We start from the raw sequence: 16,750 nt of genomic DNA, 5'->3' as shown, positions 1-16,750 counted from the left end.
ACCTGGCAGTCTATTCACGGAGGCGATGTGCATGTCATACGAGAGTCCTGAGCGCGTCGAGTACTTCTTCAACACCCGCACGCATGCGGTGGAGGAGGGGCGCGTCAGCTCGTGGGAGGACCTTATGGGTCCCTACGCGACGCGCGAGGAGGCGGAGCACGCGCTCGACAAGGCGCGCAAGCGCTCGGCGGCGTGGGACGACGACGATGCGGACTGGCGGGGCGACCGCGCCTGACCCGAGCGGGCCCGCCCCGCGGCTGGTTCGCCGCCTCCTCGGTTGGCGATGCGCTCGCTCCGGGCGGACGATGGAGTGAGGGCCACAGAGGAGGCTGCATCATGAGCATCCACGTCAACGTCGACAACTTCGTCCGAGCCGAGACCGATCGCATGCTGGTCGCGAACCAGCGGATCGCGGGAGGCGTCAATCGCCTCCACCACAACCGGGTGCCGACGCCGATCGATTCGCAGCCCGTCGTCCGCATGAACCGCGACACGCTCTACAGCCTCGCGGTGCTCGACCTCGCCAAGCCGGTCGAGCTGGTGCTCCCGCACGCGGGCGACCGCTACATGTCCGCGATGGTCGTCAACAACGATCACTACGTGCCGCTCGTGCTGCACTCGGCGGGCAAGTACTGGTTGAGTGTGACCGAGGCGGGCACGCGCTACGCGCTCGTCGCGATCCGCATCCTCGTGGACCCGGTCGATCCGGCCGATGTCGAGGCCGTCCAGGCGCTGCAGGACGGCATCGACGTCGTCGCCGACGGCGGCGAGGACCTCGTGATGCCGGACTACAACCTCGCGGATCTCGACGCGACGCGGACGGCGCTCGAGGTGCTCGGCTCGGGTCTGGACGGATACGACGGCGCCTTCGGTGCCAAGGGACAGGTCGATCCGATCCGCCACCTCATCGGCACTGCCACGGGCTGGGGCGGGCTGCCGTCCTCCGAGGCCGTCTACGTCAGCGCCGTGCCGGACGATCCCGCGATCGACAGCCGGCTCACCCTGGTCGACGTGCCCGTCGACGCGTTCTGGTCGGTGTCGGTCTACAACGACGAGGGCTTCTTCGAGCCGAACCCGCACGGCCGCTACTCGGTCAACAGCGTGACGGCGGTGCCAGACGAGACGGGCGCCGTGGAGGTCCGCTTCGTGCACGGGGCGCCCGAGGGGCCGAACGACATCCCCGTGCCCGAGAGGTGGGGCATCGTCACGCGGCTGTACCAGCCGCACGACCCCGTGCTCACGGGAGCGTGGAGGGTGCCTCCGCTGTCGCCGGTCGCGTCGACGATGCTCTGACCGGACGTCGCGCTCAGCCCACGTGGTCGCGCCACGAGTGCTGGGGCTCGAACCCGAGCACCGCGCGCGCCTTGTCGATCGACAGCAGCGTCTCGTGCTCGCCGAGCTCCTTCGTGACCGGCACGTCGGGGAACTGCTCGGCCACCAGCTCGGCGCTCGAACGGGACATGACGGTGTCCGCGTTCGCGATGACGAAGCGCTCGAAGCCGAGGGCGTCGTGCGCGAGCGCCCTGGACACCGCCTGGGCGCCGTCGCGCGCGTCGATGTATCCCCACAGGTTCCATCGGCGGAGGGTCGCGTCGGCGTCGAACGCGGGGAAGTCCGCGTACTCCTCCTCGTACATCACGTTGGAGAAGCGCAGCGCCGTGACCGACAGATCCTGATGCCAGCGGCACAGCTGGATCGCCATCTGCTCCTCGAGATGCTTCACGAGCGAGTAGTTCGACTCGGGGCGAGCGTCGTAGTCCTCGTCCACGGGGATGTACGGCGGATCGGTCGCGAACGGCAGGCCCAGGACGGTCTCCGAGGACGCGTAGACGATCTTCCGCACGCCCGCGCGCAGCGCGCCCTGGAACACGTGCGAGGTCGCGAGCATGTTGTTGTCGAAGGTCGCCACGTCCGCGGCCTGGCCGGGCGCCGGGATCGCCGCGAGGTGCACGACCGCGTCGACGCAGTCGTACCGGTCCTGCACCCCGAAGAGCGCGTCGACCGTCTGGCCGTAGTCGGTGAGATCGACCCGCGTGAAGTCTGGTGACGGCGGGGAGGGCACGGTGTCCAGGCCATGGACGGCGTGGCCCTCCGCGGTGAGGACGTCCACGACCACCCGGCCGAGCTTGCCTTTGCTGCCGGTCACGACGATGCTCGCCATCGAGCACTCCTTCCTCGGCGCGCCTCGCGCGCCCTCTGTGCGTCGCGCAGCCCCGTTTGAGCGGTCCGCGCGCCCGCGATCAGCTGTCGAACGTGTGCTCGGCGGCCGGGAACTCGACGTCCTTGACGGCCTGCACGTAGCCCGACGCGGCATTCGTCATCTCGGCGCCCACCGCGCCGAACTGGCGCGAGAACCGGGGGTGCCAGTCGCCGACGCCCGCCATGTCGAGCCACACGAGCACCTGGCCGTCGGTGGAGGAGCCTGCGCCGATGCCGATCGTCGGGATGTCGAGGGCCTTGGTGACCGCCTCCGCCGCGGGCGCCACGACCATCTCGAGCACGACCGCGAAGGCGCCCGCCTCCTGCAGGGCGAGCGCATCGTCCACGAGGTCCTGGATGCCCTGCTCACCGCGCCCCTGGATGCGTCGGCCGCCAAGCGCGTTCTCGCTCTGCGGCGTGAAGCCCAGGTGGCCGCAGAACGGGATGCCCGCGTCGGTGACGGCCTTGACCTGGCGTGCGATGCGTCGTCCGCCCTCGAACTTGATCGCCTGCGCGCCCGACAGCTTCATCATCCTGATCGAGGACTCGACGGCCTGCTCGGGGGAGACCTCGTACGAGCCGAACGGCAGGTCCGCGACGACGAACGCGCGCTCGGCGGCGCGCGCCACGGCGCGCGCGAACGGGACCATCTCGTCGATCGTGAGGGGGACCGTCGAGTCGTAGCCGAGCATGTTGTCGCCGAGCGAGTCTCCGACGAGCAGCATGTCGACGCCGGCGGCGTCGAACGCCTTCGCGGTCGGATAGTCGTACGCCGTCAGCATGGTGATCTTCTCACCGCGCTGCTTCATCTCCTTGAAGTGGTGGATCCGCACCTTCTTGCTCATGGCTTCACCTTCTCACGGGGAGCGACCTACTTCTCGCGCCAGATTCCTCTGGGTGTGGCTGCGGGACGTGCGGAGGCGCCTAGATTCCTCAGGGTGTGGCTCTAGGTGTGGCGACCTGTCGCGCCATTCCAGAAGGCGCCGACCGTTCTCGCTGACCCGAGGGTTCTGACCACAGCTCCACCGCTCACGGGCCCGGCCACACTCAGCGGAATCTGGGAGTGCAGGGCCCGCCGAGATCCGCACCGAAAGGAATGCGGGGCCGGGATAGCGCGGAAGCCGAGGTCCTACTTCTCGCGCCAGCGCGAGGTGACGGGGAGACGGCGGTCGCGACCGAAGGCGAGCGCGGTCACCTTCGGTCCGAGAGGGTACTGGCGGCGCTTCCACTCGGCGCGGTCCACGAGCGACAGCACCTTGTCGACGACGGCCTCGTCGAAACCGCGCGCGAGCAGCTCCTCGCGGCCCTCGGCGTGCTCGACATACGCGTCGAGGACCTCGTCGAGGAGCGCGTAGTCGGGCAGCGAGTCCTGGTCCGTCTGGCCCGGCCTGAGCTCGGCCGACGGGGGCTTCTCGATCGAGTTCACGGGGATCGGCTCGACCTCGCCGCGCGACCGGGCGAGCGCGTTGCGCCACCGCGCGAGCGCCCACACGCGCGTCTTGTCGAGGTCCTTGAGCGGAGCGAAGCCGCCGATCGAGCCCGCGTCGTAGATGGTCGCGTAGCCGGTCGCGAGCTCGGACTTGTTGCCGGGCGCGATCACGAGGTGGTTCTCGCGGTTCGAGATGGCCATGAGGATCACTCCGCGCACGCGCGCCTGGAGGTTCTCCTCGGCGACCCCGGTGAGCGCGAGCTGCGCCTGGAACGCGTCGACGAGCGGCGCGATCGGCTGGACCCGGTAGTCGGCGCCGATCCGCTTGCACAGATCCGCCGCATCGTCCTTGGAGTGCTCCGAGGAGAACTCCGACGGCATCGAGACGCCGACCACATTCGCGCCGCCGATCGCGTCGGCCGCGATGGCGGCGGTCAGCGCCGAGTCGATGCCGCCCGAGACGCCGAGCACGATCGAGCCGAAGCCGTTCTTGTTCACATAGTCGCGCAGCCCGGTCACGACGGCGCGATACGCCTGCTCGTCCTCGGAGGCGAAGTCGACGACCTCGCCCGTGGCGGGGGCCGTCCCTCGGGCGGGCACGTCCCACGTGACGAGCGAGTCCTCGAAGCCGGGGGAGTTCGCCATCCACTCGCCGTCGGCGGCGACGATGAACGAGTGGCCGTCGAACACGAGGTCGTCCTGGCCGCCCCACATGTTCACGTACACGAGCGGGGCGCCGACCTCGGCCGCGCGTCGCCGCGCGAGCTCGGTGCGCACCATGCCCTTGCCCTCCTCGAAGGGCGAACCGTTGAGCACGAGCAGCAGGTCGAGGTCCTTCGAGGCGAGCGCCGCCACGGGTCCGCCGTCCTGCCAGATGTCCTCGCACACGACGATGCCGATGCGCCGCTCGTCGGCGGTGATCAGGCAGGGCTCGTGGCCCGCGGCGAAGATGCGGCGCTCGTCGAAGACGCCGTAGTTCGGCAGGTGGTGCTTGCTGTAGCGCTCCGTGACCGCGCCGCCGCGCAGAACCACGGCGTCGTTCGTCGGGCGGCCCTCATCGTTCGTCCCGAGCGTCCCCAGGACGACGGTGAGGTCGCCCAGTCCCGCATCGTCCAGTTCGGCGGCGATCCGGTGGACCGACTGCTCGGCCGCGCGCTGGAAGCTCGCGCGCAGGGCGAGGTCCTCGATCGGGTAGCCCGTGGTCGTCATCTCGGGGAAGGCGACGAGCCTCGCGCCGCGCTCGGCCGCGGCACGGCAGCCGTCGAGGATCAGTGCGGCGTTACCTGCGATGTCGCCCACGCAGGTGTTGATCTGTGCCATCGCGATGCGCAGGTCCGTCATGCGGCCAGCCTACGACGGAACCGGTTGGTGCCAGCGCGCGTTGGCTGGCTGTAGGCACGGACGTTCCAGGTAACACGAACGTCATGCGGATGAGGCAGGATGAGGTCTATGGACAAGCAGCAGGAATTCGTGCTCCGCACCGTCGAGGAGCGTGACATCCGTTTCGTCCGACTGTGGTTCACCGATGTCCTCGGTGTTCTCAAGTCGGTCGCGATCGCTCCCGCGGAGCTCGAGAACGCCTTCAGCGAGGGCATCGGCTTCGACGGCTCGGCCGTCGAGGGACTGGCTCGCGTGTACGAGGCCGACATGATCGCTCGCCCCGACCCGAGCACCTTCCAGGTGCTGCCGTGGCGCGGCGAGCGTCAGGGCGCTGCCCGCATGTTCTGCGACATCCAGACCCCGGACGGCGCCGCGGCGCTGTCGGATCCGCGCAACGTGCTCACCCGCACCCTCGACAAGGCGAGCGAGAAGGGCTTCACCTTCTACACGCACCCCGAGATCGAGTTCTACCTCTTCGAGTCGCTCGTTCCCGGGCAGCCGCCCGTACCGGTGGACCAGGCCGGGTACTTCGACAACGTCCCGCGAGGCGCGGCGCACAGCTTCCGCCGCGACGCGATCACGATGCTCGAGTCCATGGGCATCTCGGTCGAGTTCTCGCACCATGAGATCGGCCCCGGCCAGAACGAGATCGATCTGCGCTACGCGGACGCGCTGACCATGGCCGACAACATCATGACGTTCCGCTCGGTCATCAAGGAGGTCGCGCTCCAGCAGGGCGTGTACGCCTCGTTCATGCCGAAGCCGCTCGCCGACGCTCCGGGCTCGGGAATGCACACGCACCTGAGCCTGTTCGAGGGCGACCGCAACGCGTTCTACGAGGCGGGCAGCGAATACGACCTGTCGCCGGTCGCGAAGCAGTTCGTCGCGGGCCTGCTCAAGCACGCGCCCGAGATCACGCTGATCACCAACCAGCACGTCAACTCGTACAAGCGCCTGTGGGGCGGGTCCGAGGCACCCAGCTACGTGTGCTGGGGCTCGAACAACCGCTCCGCGCTCGTGCGCATTCCGGTGCACAAGCCCGGCAAGAGCCAGTCGACGCGCATCGAGTACCGCGGCCTCGACTCCGCGACCAACCCGTACCTCGCGTTCTCGGTCCTGCTGGCCGCGGGCCTCAAGGGCATCGAGGAGGGCTACGAGCTCCCCGCCGGTGTCGAGGACGACGTGTGGGAGCTGTCCGACAAGGAGCGCAAGGCGATGGGCTACGAGCCGCTTCCGCAGTCGCTCAACGACGCGATCGGTGCCATGGAGCGTTCGGAGCTGGTCGCTGAGACCCTGGGCGAGCGCGTCTTCGACTTCGTGCTGCGCAACAAGCGCGCGGAGTGGCAGGCCTATCGCGAGCAGGTCACCCCGTTCGAGCTCGAGACGAACCTGCCGGTCCTCTGATCGGCTCCGCGCAGGCCCGATGAGCTCACGCGAGGTCTCCCTCTCCACCCGTCTGCGACGCGCGGGGGTGATGGACACCGGCCGAGCGGAGACGCTGCTCGAGCAGATCGCCGACGTCGCCGGGATCCGCTTCGGCGACCCCGCCGTCGCGCTGTCGTACTACTCGGACCCCGACAAGGGCCTGCTGCAGCTGCTGCGCGTGTGCGAGGCCGCGCGCGACGGGGGCGAGCTCGAGACGCTGCACACGCTCGTCAGCACTCCGCAGGGCGAGCTCCTCGCCGCTGTGCTCGGCGGCTCCGAGGCGCTCGGCGACTTCCTCGTGCGCCACCCCGAGCTGCTCAGGGACTTCACCACGCTGACCGAGGATCAGCCGGTCGACGGGGTCGACGTGCGAGCCAGGCTCGTGGAGGCCGTCGGAGGAGACCCGGCCTCGCCCGCGCCGGTCGCGACGATCACGGGCGCTGACGGGGTCGTCGCCATGCGGGTGGCGTATCGACGCGAGCTGCTCCGCGTCGCGGCGATCGACCTGCACCAGCGCGACCCGCTCGCGATCATGCCGGCCGTCGGGACCGCGCTCGCCGACCTCGCCGGGGCGGCGCTCGAGGCGGGCCTCGCGATCGCCCGCGCGGACGAGCCCGACCACGCGATCACCAGGCTCGCGATCATGGGCATGGGCAAGTGCGGCGCGCGCGAGCTGAACTACGTGTCCGACGTCGACGTGATCTACGCCGCCGAGCCCGCGGAGGGCGTGGACGAGCACGTCTCCCTCAAGGTCGCGACGCGACTGGCCGCGGCGGCGGCGCGCGCCTGCGACCGCTTCGCCGCGGAGCCTCCGCTGTGGCAGGTCGACGCCAACCTCCGGCCCGAGGGCAAGGATGGCGCGCTCGTGCGCGGTCTCGCGTCGCACCTCGCGTACTACGAGCGCTGGGCGCAGGGCTGGGAGTTCCAAGCGCTGCTCAAGGCGCGTCCTATCGCCGGCGATATGGAGATCGGCGAGCGCTACGTGACGATGCTCCAGCCGCTCGTGTGGTCGGCGGTCGAGCGCGAGGGGTTCGTCGAGGCAGCCCAGGCGATGCGCAAGCGCGTCGAGCAGCACGTGCCCGCGCGCGAGGTGGACAGGCAGATCAAGCTCGGGCCCGGTGGCCTGCGCGACGTCGAGTTCACGATCCAACTGCTCCAGCTGGTCCACGGCCGGGCGGACGAGTCGCTGCGCACGCGGTCGACGCTCACCGCGCTCGCCGCGCTGCGCGACTCCGGCTACGTCGGGCGCCCGGAGGCCGCCGCGATGGACCGCGCCTACCGTCAGCTCCGAGTGTGGGAGCACCGGCTCCAGCTGCGCAAGCTCTCGCGCACCCACCTCATGCCCGAGCGCGAGGAGGACCGCCGGATCCTTGCGCGCGCCTCGGGCTTCGTGACGGTCGAGTACATGGACGAGGTGTGGCACGACGTCCGCCGACGGGTGCGAGCGATGCACCTGGACATGTTCTACCGACCGATCCTGCCCGTGGTCGCGCGCCTCAGCACGGGTGAGGCGAGCCTCGACAACGCCGCGGCGCGCGACCGTCTCAAGGCGGTCGGCTTCAAGGACGCCGACGCCGCGCTGCGCCACATCGTCGCGCTCACCGGGGGAGTGTCACGCTCCGCCGCGATCCGGCAGCAGCTCCTGCCCGCGATGATCGGGTGGTTCGCGGAGGGGCCGGAGCCCGATGCGGGACTGCTGGCATTCCGCCAGCTGTCCGAGCAGCTCGGCTCCGCGCAGTGGTTCCTGAAGCTCCTGCGCGACTCCGGCACTGCGGCCGAGCGGCTCGCGCGGCTGCTGTCGACGTCCGGCTACGTCACGAAAGCACTGCTGTCGAGCGCCGAGCAGGTGCGCTGGCTCGACTCCGACGAGGCGCTCGAGCCCAGGCCCTACGACCGCCTCTGGACCGAGGCGGATGCGATCCTGCGGCGATCAGACGACGCGGACCAGGCGATCACCGCGATGCGCGGCCTGCGCCGGCGCGAGAACGCCCGCGTCGCGGCGGCGGACACGCTCGGCATGATCAACGCCTCGTGGGCCGCGGGCGCGGTCTCCGACGCTGCGGACGTGCTCCTCGAGGGCGCGATGCGGGTCGCGGTCCATCTGGTGCGCGAGGAGATCGGCGAGGAGCCGCCGCGACTGCTCGTCGTGGCCATGGGGCGATACGGCGGGCGAGAGATGAGCTACGCGTCCGATGCGGACGTCCAGTTCGTGTTCGAGGGAGGCGGGGACCATGCTGCCGCCCATGCGCAGCGCTTCGCCTCCGTGATCCGCAACCTGCTCCAGAAGGTCGGGCCTCAGCCGTCACTCGAGATCGACGCGGATCTGAGGCCCGAGGGCCGCAACGGACCGCTCGCGCGCTCGTTCGACTCGACTGTCGGCTACTACGCGCGCTGGTCCGATCCCTGGGAGGCACAGGCGCTGCTGCGCGCGAGGCCCTGCGCGGGCGATGCCGACCTGCGCGAGAGGTTCGTGGAGGCGGTCGCCCCGGTGCGCTACCCCGAGGCGCTGAAGCCCGACGCGCTCGCGCAGATGCGTCGCCTCAAGGCGCGCATGGAGTCCGAGCGGCTGCCGCGCGGCGTCGACCCGCATCGCCACCTCAAGCTCGGTCCGGGCGGACTGTCGGACGTCGAGTGGACCGTGCAGCTGCTCCAGCTCCAGCACGCCCACCGCATCGAGGGGCTGCGCACGACGGAGACGCTGCGGGCCCTGCGCGCCGCGGAGGACGCGGCCCTGATCTCGTTCGACGACGCCCTGACGCTGCGCGAGGCGTGGATCCTCGCGACGGACCTGCGCGGCGCGATCGCGCTGCGAGGTCGCAAGGGCGACTCGAATGTCCTCCCACCCGATGCGCGGGAGCTCAAGGTGCTCGCCGAGATCATGGGGGCGGACGACACCGGCCCCGAGCTCGAGGACCGCTACATCCGGACCGCGCGCCGGGCGCGCGCGGTCTTCGAACGCCTGTTCTTCGGCTGGGACGAGGGGATCCGATGAGGCTGCTGCGCACGATCCTGTCGGCGCTGTGCATCCTCGCGGGCGCGGCGTCGATCCTCGGCTGGGCCGTCGGGGGCATCGCGGTCGAGGCGGTCGAGGACGGCACCGCGGTGGTCGGCTTCACGGATCGCGCGCTCGAGTCTGACGCCGTTCAGGAGACCCTCGCGGCCTCGGTCACCGAGGAGGTCGTGGAGTGGCTCGACGACCAGGGCATCTCGCTCGGGTCCACCGCACTCGAGGACGGGCTCGAGTCGCTGTTCGCGGCGCTCGTCGGCTCCGAGGTCTTCCAGGACGTCGTCGTCTCGCAGGCCGAGGAGGCGCGCGCGCAGATCGCGGATGCGCTCACGGACGAGACCCGCGAGAAGGCGCCGCTCGTGGTCGTCGTCGAGGTCGACAGCCTCGTCGCCGAGCAGCTCGAGGACTCGCCGCTCGTGGGTGCGGCGGCGAGCCGCCTCGACATCGCGCCGGTCGAGGTCGTCGTCATGGAGGCGGACACCTTCGAGCACGCGCGCACCGCCTACAAGATCCTCGCGTTCCTTGCGCAGTACGGGCTGTGGCTCGGCGCGGGCCTCGTCGTTGCGGGCCTCGTGATCTCGCCGCGCCGCGCCTGGTTCATCCCCAAGCTCCTGCTCGCGATCGGCGTGATGTCGCTCGGGGCGTGGGCCGCGCTCACGTTCATGGGCGTCGACGCGATCGTCGCTCTCGTGCCCGGCGGCGACGACAGCGCAGTCAAGGCGCTTCTCAGCGGCGTGCTGAGCGAGGACTCGCTGCCAACTCTCACCGCGCGCACGCTCTGGGTCGGGCTCGGGGCGCTTGCGGGAGCGGTCGTGTTCGGCCTGCTCGCCAGGGCGATGAACGGCCGTCGCTGACAGGGACGATGCTGCGGTCGCCTCGGCGCGCCGCTCGCCCTCGCCGGTCCCACCTGTCGCCTCACTCGCCCCACGCGGACATCCCTGGAGCGATCCCGGTGCTGGAGATCGCCTGCGAGGCCTGAGCGGCACCTGCCTGCATGGCGCGGTGCAGCTCCGGTGCGCTCATGCGGCGGCCCGTGGCGCCCTCGTGGAGCGCGCACAGCAGCATTCCGACTGCGAAGGCGTCGCCTGCCCCGTTGGTGTCGACCACGTCGGTGGGAACCGCCTCGACGCTGACGATCTTTCCGTCGCCTGCCACCCCGAGCGCACCGTCGGGTCCGAGCGTGCACACCGCGGCATGCATGCCTTCGCGCACGAGCGTGGCGAGGAACGCCTCCGCGTCCCCGATTCGATCGCCGTTCATGAGGACCACGTCGGCCGCCGCGAGGAAGGGCGCGTGGAAGGGATCGGTGCCGTCGTAGTCATGCACGTCGACCCATACGGGGCGTCCCGCGCGCGTCACGACGGGGGCGAGCGCGGCGGCCAGGGGCGCGAGGTCGAGGAAGACCGCGTCGGCGCGAAGCAGTTCAGCGGCCAGGAGGTCAGCGAGCGCTGCGACGGCGTCGGGGGACGGCTCGCCGGCGGGCTGGAGGTAGATGGACAGGCGCTGACCGGGCGGCGCGACCAGGTTGAGGTGGCGCTCGGCAGGCCCGTCGGTGGGCACCGGATGGACGCGGACGCCGCGGTCGGCGAGCATCCGCGTGACGCGCGCCCCCTGCGCGTCGTCGCCCTCTGTCGTGATGAGCCATGCGTCGGCCCCCGCATCCGCAAGGTGGAGGGCCTTGCCCGCCGAGGTGCCACCCAGCTGGGTGGACCACCCTCGAGCCATCACGGTGTGCGGCGTGGGGGCGGGCAGCGAGTCGAGGTCGACGATCGTGTCGATCGAGGCCGGCCCGATCACGGCGATCCTCTGCGCGCCGGTCGCGGTCACGTGCGGCGGCGGGGGGCTGCGGTGGACTGGCGGTGGATCACCTCGAACGGCAGCTTCGTGGGCACCGCGTCGTGCGCGGCGTCGGGCTCGAGCTCGTGCAGCAGCGCCCTCGCGCCCACGACGCCCTGCTGCGCCGGGTGCTGGTCGATGGTCGTGAGCCCGAGCACGGCGCCGGTCGGGTGGCCGTCGATGCCGATGATCGACAGGTCCTCCGGCACGCGCAGGCCGAGCTCGCGCGCGGCGACCATGACTCCGTAGGCGATCTCGTCGGAGGCCGCGAACACTGCGGTGGGTCGATCGGAGGGGTCGTCGAGGATCTTGCGCGCGACGTCGTAGCCGCCCGCGCTCGTGTACTCGGCCTCACTGATCCACCGGGGACGGATCGGGATGCCTGCCTCAGCCATCGCGGTGTCGTATCCCGCGCGGCGAAGCACGGGGACCTGGAAGTCGAGGTCGTAGGGGATGACTCCGCCGATGTAGGCGATGTCCCGGTGCCCGAGGTCGAGGAGGTGTCCGACGGCCGCCTTGGCGACGCTGAGGTTGTCGACCGCGAAGGTGGGGATCCCGGGCTGGGGGCGGTCGATACCGACCACGGGCTTCTTCAGCCCGCTGAGCCGCGCGCGCTCCGTCGCCGTGAGCGACAGGGTGACGAGCAGGAGCCCGTCGACGCGTCGCCGCAGGAGCGAGTCCTCGAAGAGCTTCGCCCGGCGCACGTTCGCGGTGCCGTCGATGTCGTCGAGCCGATTCGGCTCGCAGTGGTACAGAGTGACGTCATAGCCCGCGTCGGTGAGCTCCCGATGGGCGCCCGCCATCACCGTCGTGAAGAACCAGCGGTCGAGGAACGGCATCATGATGCCTACCGACCGGGTGCGGCCGCTCGCGAGGCTCGAGGCCGTCGCCGAGACCACGTACCCGAGCTCCTTCGCGGCGACCGCGACCTTCTGCCTTGTGGACTCGGAGACGCTCTGCTTGCCGGCGAGCGCGCGCGACACGGTCGCGGTCGAGACGCCCGCGCGCTCGGCGACCTGCTGGATGCTCACGTCGTTCATGCGCGGCAGCCGCGGGGCCCGGAGATATCGTCGTCAGCCACGTCGCAGCCAGACGGTCGTGTCGGCGGGAAGTGCGCCGTCGAGCTCCTCCGAGGCGATCAGCACCTCGCCGGACAGGTCCGCGAGCGGGATGTCGTCGCCCGACACGTTCGCGACGACGCGGACGTCGCCGTTGTCGAGCGCGAGCACGCCCTCGGCGGCATCGACCCAGGTGAGATCGCCGGTGCCGAGGCCGTGCGCCTTGCGCAGGCCCAGCGCGGCTCGGTAGAGCTCGAGCGTCGAGCTCTCGCGCCCGCGCTGAGAGTCCCTCGCGAAGGGTGCCCAGTCGGCGGGCTGCGGGAGCCAGGAATCGCCGCTCGGGCTGAAGCCGTAGGCGGGGGCGTCAGCCTCCCAGGGGATGGGCACGCGGCAGCCGTCCCTGCCGAACCTCTCGCCCTGCGTGCGCGCCCAGGTCGGATCCTGCCGCGCATCGCCAGGGATCTCGAGCGCCTCGGGCAGGCCGAGCTCCTCGCCCTGGTACAGGTAGGCGCCTCCGGGCAGCGCGAGCATGAGCAGGGTGGCCGCGCGCGCCCGCCGGATGCCGTGGTCCACCTGCGGGAGCCCGGGGGAGTCGGGCCCGAGACCATGACCCTGCGGGTTGGGCGCGGTCAGCGCGAGGCGCGTCGCATGACGGACCACGTCGTGGTTGGACAGCACCCAGGTGCTCGGTGCCCCGACGGAGCCGAACGAGCTGAGCGAGTCGTCGATGATCTCGCGCAGCTCGGCGACGTCCCACGCCGTCATGAGGTACGCGAAGTTGAAGGCCTGGTGCATCTCGTCGGGACGGACCCAGTGAGCCATCCGGGTCAGCGGCTGGACCCAGGCCTCCGCCACCAGGATGCGGTCGGGTCCGAACTCCGCGACCACGTCGTGCCATCGGCGCCAGATCTCATGCACGCCCTCCTGGGCGAAGTGCGGGCTCTGCGCCGCCGGGTCTCCCTCGGCGGCAGCGGCGCGCTGCTCGACGGTGTAGTCGGGCAGCCCGGGGGCCTTGACGAGCCCGTGCGCCACGTCGACGCGGAAGCCGTCGACGCCGCGGGCGAGCCAGAAGCGCAGGATGTCGTCGAAGTCGGCGCGCACCTCCTCCCTGGTCCAGTCCAGGTCGGGCTGCGAGGAGTCGAACAGGTGCAGGTACCACTGGCCGAGGGCGCCGTCGGGCTCGACGACGCGCGTCCACGCGGGTCCTCCGAAGACCGAGCGCCAGTCGTTCGGCGGCAGCTCGCCGCCCTCACCCTTGCCCTCGCGGAAGATGTAGCGCGCACGCTCGGGGGATCCGGGGCCGGCTGCGAGCGCGGCCTGGAACCAGGCGTGGTCGCTGCTGGAGTGGTTGGGGACGATGTCGACGATCACGCGCATGCCGAGGTCGTGCGCGCGCGTAGCCATCGCGTCGAAGTCCTCGAGCGTGCCGAACAGCGGGTCGACGTCGCAGAAGTCGGCGACGTCGTAGCCGGCGTCGTGCTGGGGCGAGCGGTAGAACGGCGAGAGCCAGACGGCGTCGACGCCGAGGTGCTCAAGATCGTCGAGCCTGCTCGTGATGCCCGGGAGGTCGCCCACCCCGTCGCCGTCGCTGTCCGCGAACGAACGGGGGTAGATCTGGTAGATGACGGCGGAGCGCCACCAGTCGGTCGAGGCGTCGTCGCCTGAAGGGAATGCCATAGCGACATTTGTAAGCGCTTGCACGACTCTTGGCAAGTCGAGCGCTCCGCGCGTCGCGGGATGGGCCTGAGGCGTGCGCTCCAGACCGGGAATGGCGCGCATCGTCCCCGCGTTCTCCTCACATCCGCGCCGCAGGCGCCCCGAAGGAGAGACACGATGTCCGCAGAGATCCGCTCCCGGGTGAGGGTCCCGATGACGTTCGCCGACGGCTACTCGACCGTGGCCGAGGTGATGACGTTCCGCGGGCTCGCCGATGGATCCGAGCACCTGCTCCTCGCCCTCGGCGAGTGGGAGGACGCGGTGGTGCGCGCAGAGATGGGGGGCGAGGCTCCCCTCGTGCGACCGCACAGCGAGTGCCTCACGGGCGACGTGCTCGGCTCGGAGCGATGCGACTGCGGGCCTCAGCTGCGCGAGGCGGTCGAGCGGATCGCCGCGACGGGAGGGTTCCTGCTCTACCTGAGGCAGGAGGGGCGCGGGATCGGGCTCTACGCGAAGCTCGATGCGTACGCGCTTCAGGACTCCGGGCTCGACACGTATGAGGCGAACCTTGCCCTCGGGCACGCCGAGGACGAGCGGGACTACACGGCGGTCGCGCAGATGCTCGAGGCTGTCGGCGTCGGGCGGGTGCGGCTGCTCAGCAACAACCCCGACAAGGCCTCGCAGCTCGAGGCGCTCGGCGTGCAGGTGGAGGAGCAGGTGCCGACCCGCGTGCACCTGACCGACGCGAATGCCCGCTATCTCGCGGCCAAGGTCGAGCGCACCGGCCACCTCATCGCGCTGCCCGGGGTCGCCTGACCCTCCAGGCTCACACGAACATCGAGGGTCTCGCTCCCGTGATCCAGCCGACGATCTGATCGTTGTCGGTCTCCGCCGTCGGGATGTCCGCGACCTTCTGGCCGCGATTGAGCACTGCGAGCCGGTCGCACACCTCGGTTGCGAGCGCGAGGTTGTGCGTGACGAGCACGATCGCGATCCCCTGGTCGGCCATGCGCCTGATCAGCGCCTGCACCTGCTGGGTCTGCTCGTAGCCGAGCGCTGCCGTCGGCTCGTCAAGCAGGAGCACGCCGTTGCGGTCTCCCGTGACCCGCGTCGCGCTGCGCGCGAGGGCGACGACCTGGCGCTGCCCGCCCGAGAGCATCTCGACGGGGCGGGTCATCGCGGCCGTGCGCACTCCGAGCCTGTCGAGCTCGGCCTCCGAGCGGCGTCGCTGAGCCTTGTGGTCCACGAAGCCCAGAAGTCCGAAGATGCCCTTGCGAAGGATCTCGCGCCCGATGTTGAGGTTGGTGGCGATGTCGAGGGCATCGACGAGCGCGAGGTCCTGGTAGACCATCTGAATCCCGGCCGCGGTCGCATCGCTCGGGGAGTCGAAGTCCACCCGCTCGCCGTGCACCCTCACCTCGCCGCCGGTGGGCCGGTGGGCGCCGGACATCACCTTGAGCAGCGTCGACTTGCCCGCACCGTTGTCGCCGAGCAGTCCGACCACCTCTCCCGGACCCACGTGGAAATCGATCGCGTCGAGCGCGCGTACGTAGCCGTAGTGCATGTCGATGCGCGAGAGCGCCAGCACCGGGGTCTGTGCCGGTTCGTTCATGATCCCTACCTCGTTCCCGTGTGGACGGAGGCCTGCGCCGTGGCCATCAGGCGCTTGGAGACGGACTTGGTCACCCAGAGCTCGAGCGTGAGCGAGCCGATCAGCAGTACGCCCGTCACGCCAGTCGCCCAGTACGGCTGGATTCCCTTGATGGTGAGCCCGTTGGAGATCGTCGCGAGCACGAGCGCGCCGACGAGGACGCGCGGCAGGCTGCCGCGCCCTCCCGCGAGCGAGACGCCCGCGAGCGCGACGGCGGTGAGCGCGGTGAAGATCAGCGCGGGGCTCGCGCTCGGACTCGCCTCGGTCACGACCGCGGTCGTCACGAGTCCGCCGAGTCCTGCGCACGTGCTGCTGATCACGAAGGCGAAGACGATGTAGCGGTCGCTGTGGATGCCGGAGCGTCGGACCGCCTCCGCGTTGCCGCCGACGGCCATGAGGCGGATCCCGTCGCGCGTCTTTGTGAGGAACACTGTCCCCACGAGGAATACCCCGGCGCAGATCCAGACCGGAGCCGGGACGCCGAGGTATCTCTGCGTGCCCATGAAGTCGAGCATGGACAGGCCGGGGAACGTGTACCCGCCCGCGATGATCGCGGCGGCTCCCGACGTGATGGACAACATCGCGATCGTGACGATGATCGGGTTGAAGCCTCGCAGCGAGATGAGACCGTTCGCGAGTCCCACGAGGGCGGCGAGGATCATTCCCGTCGCCAGCGCGAGCCAGATCGGCAGGCCGTTCACGAGCATCCAGCCGGCGACGCAGCTCGACAGCGCGGCTACTCCCGGGATGGAGAGGTCGAGCGCGCCGCAGATGATCCCGACGGCGACGCCGGCCGCGAAGATCGCGCTGATCGCGGCCGCGTTGGCGATCAGCACGGCGTTGTTGAACGTCGCGAAGTACGGGTTCGCCCAGAAGGAGAAGGCGACGATCACGAGCGCCCAGAGGACGAAGATCCCGCGGTCGCGAAGGAAGATCATCCCGCGCACGCTCGCACTGTCCTTCGTGGTTGCTGCGGGAGCTGCGGCTGCGGGGGCGGGGGCGTGGTGCGAGGGCGTGGGCGAGGAGGCGTCCGGGGCCCCCGCGGTGGCGGGGGTCCCGGAGCCTTCGGCCTGAGCGGTGCTGGCCATCTTCATGTCTCGACGCAAGGT

General features: G+C 70.6%; 14 protein-coding genes. 6 read left to right on the top strand and 8 right to left on the bottom strand.

Going from position 1 to position 16,750, the window contains the following annotated elements:
* Window positions 1–31 precede the first annotated feature (31 nt).
* Window positions 32–235, top strand: a complete 204-nt coding sequence (locus B7K23_RS11600; RefSeq protein WP_084126964.1) for a hypothetical protein — start codon at window positions 32–34, stop codon at window positions 233–235.
* A gap of 101 nt (window positions 236–336) precedes the next feature.
* Complete coding sequence (locus B7K23_RS11595; protein ID WP_084126733.1) at window positions 337–1,293, top strand: DUF1254 domain-containing protein; 957 nt, start codon at window positions 337–339, stop codon at window positions 1,291–1,293.
* A gap of 13 nt (window positions 1,294–1,306) precedes the next feature.
* Here B7K23_RS11595 and B7K23_RS11590 read toward each other — a convergent pair whose 3' ends face one another.
* The 3 genes from B7K23_RS11590 to B7K23_RS11580 all read right to left on the bottom strand — a co-directional run bounded on the left by B7K23_RS11590 (window position 1,307) and on the right by B7K23_RS11580 (window position 4,969).
* Window positions 1,307–2,161 (bottom strand): NAD(P)-dependent oxidoreductase, encoded by an 855-nt coding sequence (locus tag B7K23_RS11590; protein WP_084126732.1) that lies wholly within the window; start codon window positions 2,159–2,161, stop codon window positions 1,307–1,309.
* Window positions 2,162–2,240: 79 nt separating this feature from the next.
* Window positions 2,241–3,044: a 3-methyl-2-oxobutanoate hydroxymethyltransferase gene (panB, locus tag B7K23_RS11585; RefSeq protein ID WP_084126731.1), complete on the bottom strand. Its 804-nt coding sequence runs from the start codon at window positions 3,042–3,044 to the stop codon at window positions 2,241–2,243.
* 284 nt (window positions 3,045–3,328) lie between these two features.
* Window positions 3,329–4,969 (bottom strand): NAD+ synthase, encoded by a 1,641-nt coding sequence (locus tag B7K23_RS11580; RefSeq protein ID WP_084126730.1) that lies wholly within the window; start codon window positions 4,967–4,969, stop codon window positions 3,329–3,331.
* 108 nt (window positions 4,970–5,077) lie between these two features.
* On the opposite strand from B7K23_RS11580, the gene B7K23_RS11575 reads away from it, so the two are divergent.
* The 3 genes from B7K23_RS11575 to B7K23_RS11565 are packed head-to-tail and all read left to right on the top strand — an operon-like array spanning window position 5,078 to window position 10,294.
* Entirely contained in the window at window positions 5,078–6,412 is a 1,335-nt protein-coding gene (locus tag B7K23_RS11575) for a glutamine synthetase family protein (protein WP_084126729.1), read from the top strand.
* 19 nt (window positions 6,413–6,431) lie between these two features.
* Window positions 6,432–9,425: a bifunctional [glutamine synthetase] adenylyltransferase/[glutamine synthetase]-adenylyl-L-tyrosine phosphorylase gene (locus tag B7K23_RS11570; protein WP_084126728.1), complete on the top strand. Its 2,994-nt coding sequence runs from the start codon at window positions 6,432–6,434 to the stop codon at window positions 9,423–9,425.
* Window positions 9,422–10,294: a hypothetical protein gene (locus B7K23_RS11565; protein WP_084126727.1), complete on the top strand. Its 873-nt coding sequence runs from the start codon at window positions 9,422–9,424 to the stop codon at window positions 10,292–10,294. Before B7K23_RS11570 ends, B7K23_RS11565 begins: the two co-directional genes overlap by 4 nt.
* 61 nt (window positions 10,295–10,355) lie before the next feature.
* On the opposite strand, the gene B7K23_RS11560 is transcribed toward B7K23_RS11565, so the two are convergent.
* Genes B7K23_RS11560 through B7K23_RS11550 form a run of 3 tightly spaced genes read right to left on the bottom strand, consistent with a single transcriptional unit; the run spans window position 10,356 to window position 14,011 of the window.
* Complete coding sequence (locus B7K23_RS11560; protein ID WP_159451398.1) at window positions 10,356–11,237, bottom strand: carbohydrate kinase family protein; 882 nt, start codon at window positions 11,235–11,237, stop codon at window positions 10,356–10,358.
* A gap of 26 nt (window positions 11,238–11,263) precedes the next feature.
* Window positions 11,264–12,316: a LacI family DNA-binding transcriptional regulator gene (locus B7K23_RS11555; RefSeq protein WP_084126725.1), complete on the bottom strand. Its 1,053-nt coding sequence runs from the start codon at window positions 12,314–12,316 to the stop codon at window positions 11,264–11,266.
* A 33-nt stretch (window positions 12,317–12,349) separates the two neighbouring features.
* Window positions 12,350–14,011 (bottom strand): alpha-amylase family glycosyl hydrolase, encoded by a 1,662-nt coding sequence (locus B7K23_RS11550; protein WP_084126724.1) that lies wholly within the window; start codon window positions 14,009–14,011, stop codon window positions 12,350–12,352.
* A gap of 156 nt (window positions 14,012–14,167) precedes the next feature.
* On the opposite strand from B7K23_RS11550, the gene ribA reads away from it, so the two are divergent.
* Window positions 14,168–14,806, top strand: a complete 639-nt coding sequence (ribA, locus tag B7K23_RS11545) for a GTP cyclohydrolase II (RefSeq protein WP_084126723.1) — start codon at window positions 14,168–14,170, stop codon at window positions 14,804–14,806.
* Window positions 14,807–14,816: 10 nt separating this feature from the next.
* On the opposite strand, the gene B7K23_RS11540 is transcribed toward ribA, so the two are convergent.
* The gene (locus B7K23_RS11540) at window positions 14,817–15,602 is read right to left on the bottom strand and encodes an ATP-binding cassette domain-containing protein (protein WP_143338258.1); all 786 of its coding nucleotides are present in this window, start codon (window positions 15,600–15,602) and stop codon (window positions 14,817–14,819) included.
* Between the two features lie 5 nt (window positions 15,603–15,607).
* Window positions 15,608–16,735: an ABC transporter permease gene (locus B7K23_RS11535; RefSeq protein ID WP_143338257.1), complete on the bottom strand. Its 1,128-nt coding sequence runs from the start codon at window positions 16,733–16,735 to the stop codon at window positions 15,608–15,610.
* Between the last annotated feature and the right edge of the window lie 15 nt (window positions 16,736–16,750).

Origin of the sequence: Demequina sp. NBRC 110054 (assembly GCF_002090115.1) — a bacterium.
GTDB lineage: Bacteria > Actinomycetota > Actinomycetes > Actinomycetales > Demequinaceae > Demequina.
The sequence above is the reverse complement of the archived record's forward strand: the minus strand, read 5'-3'. Positions and strand labels throughout refer to the sequence as shown.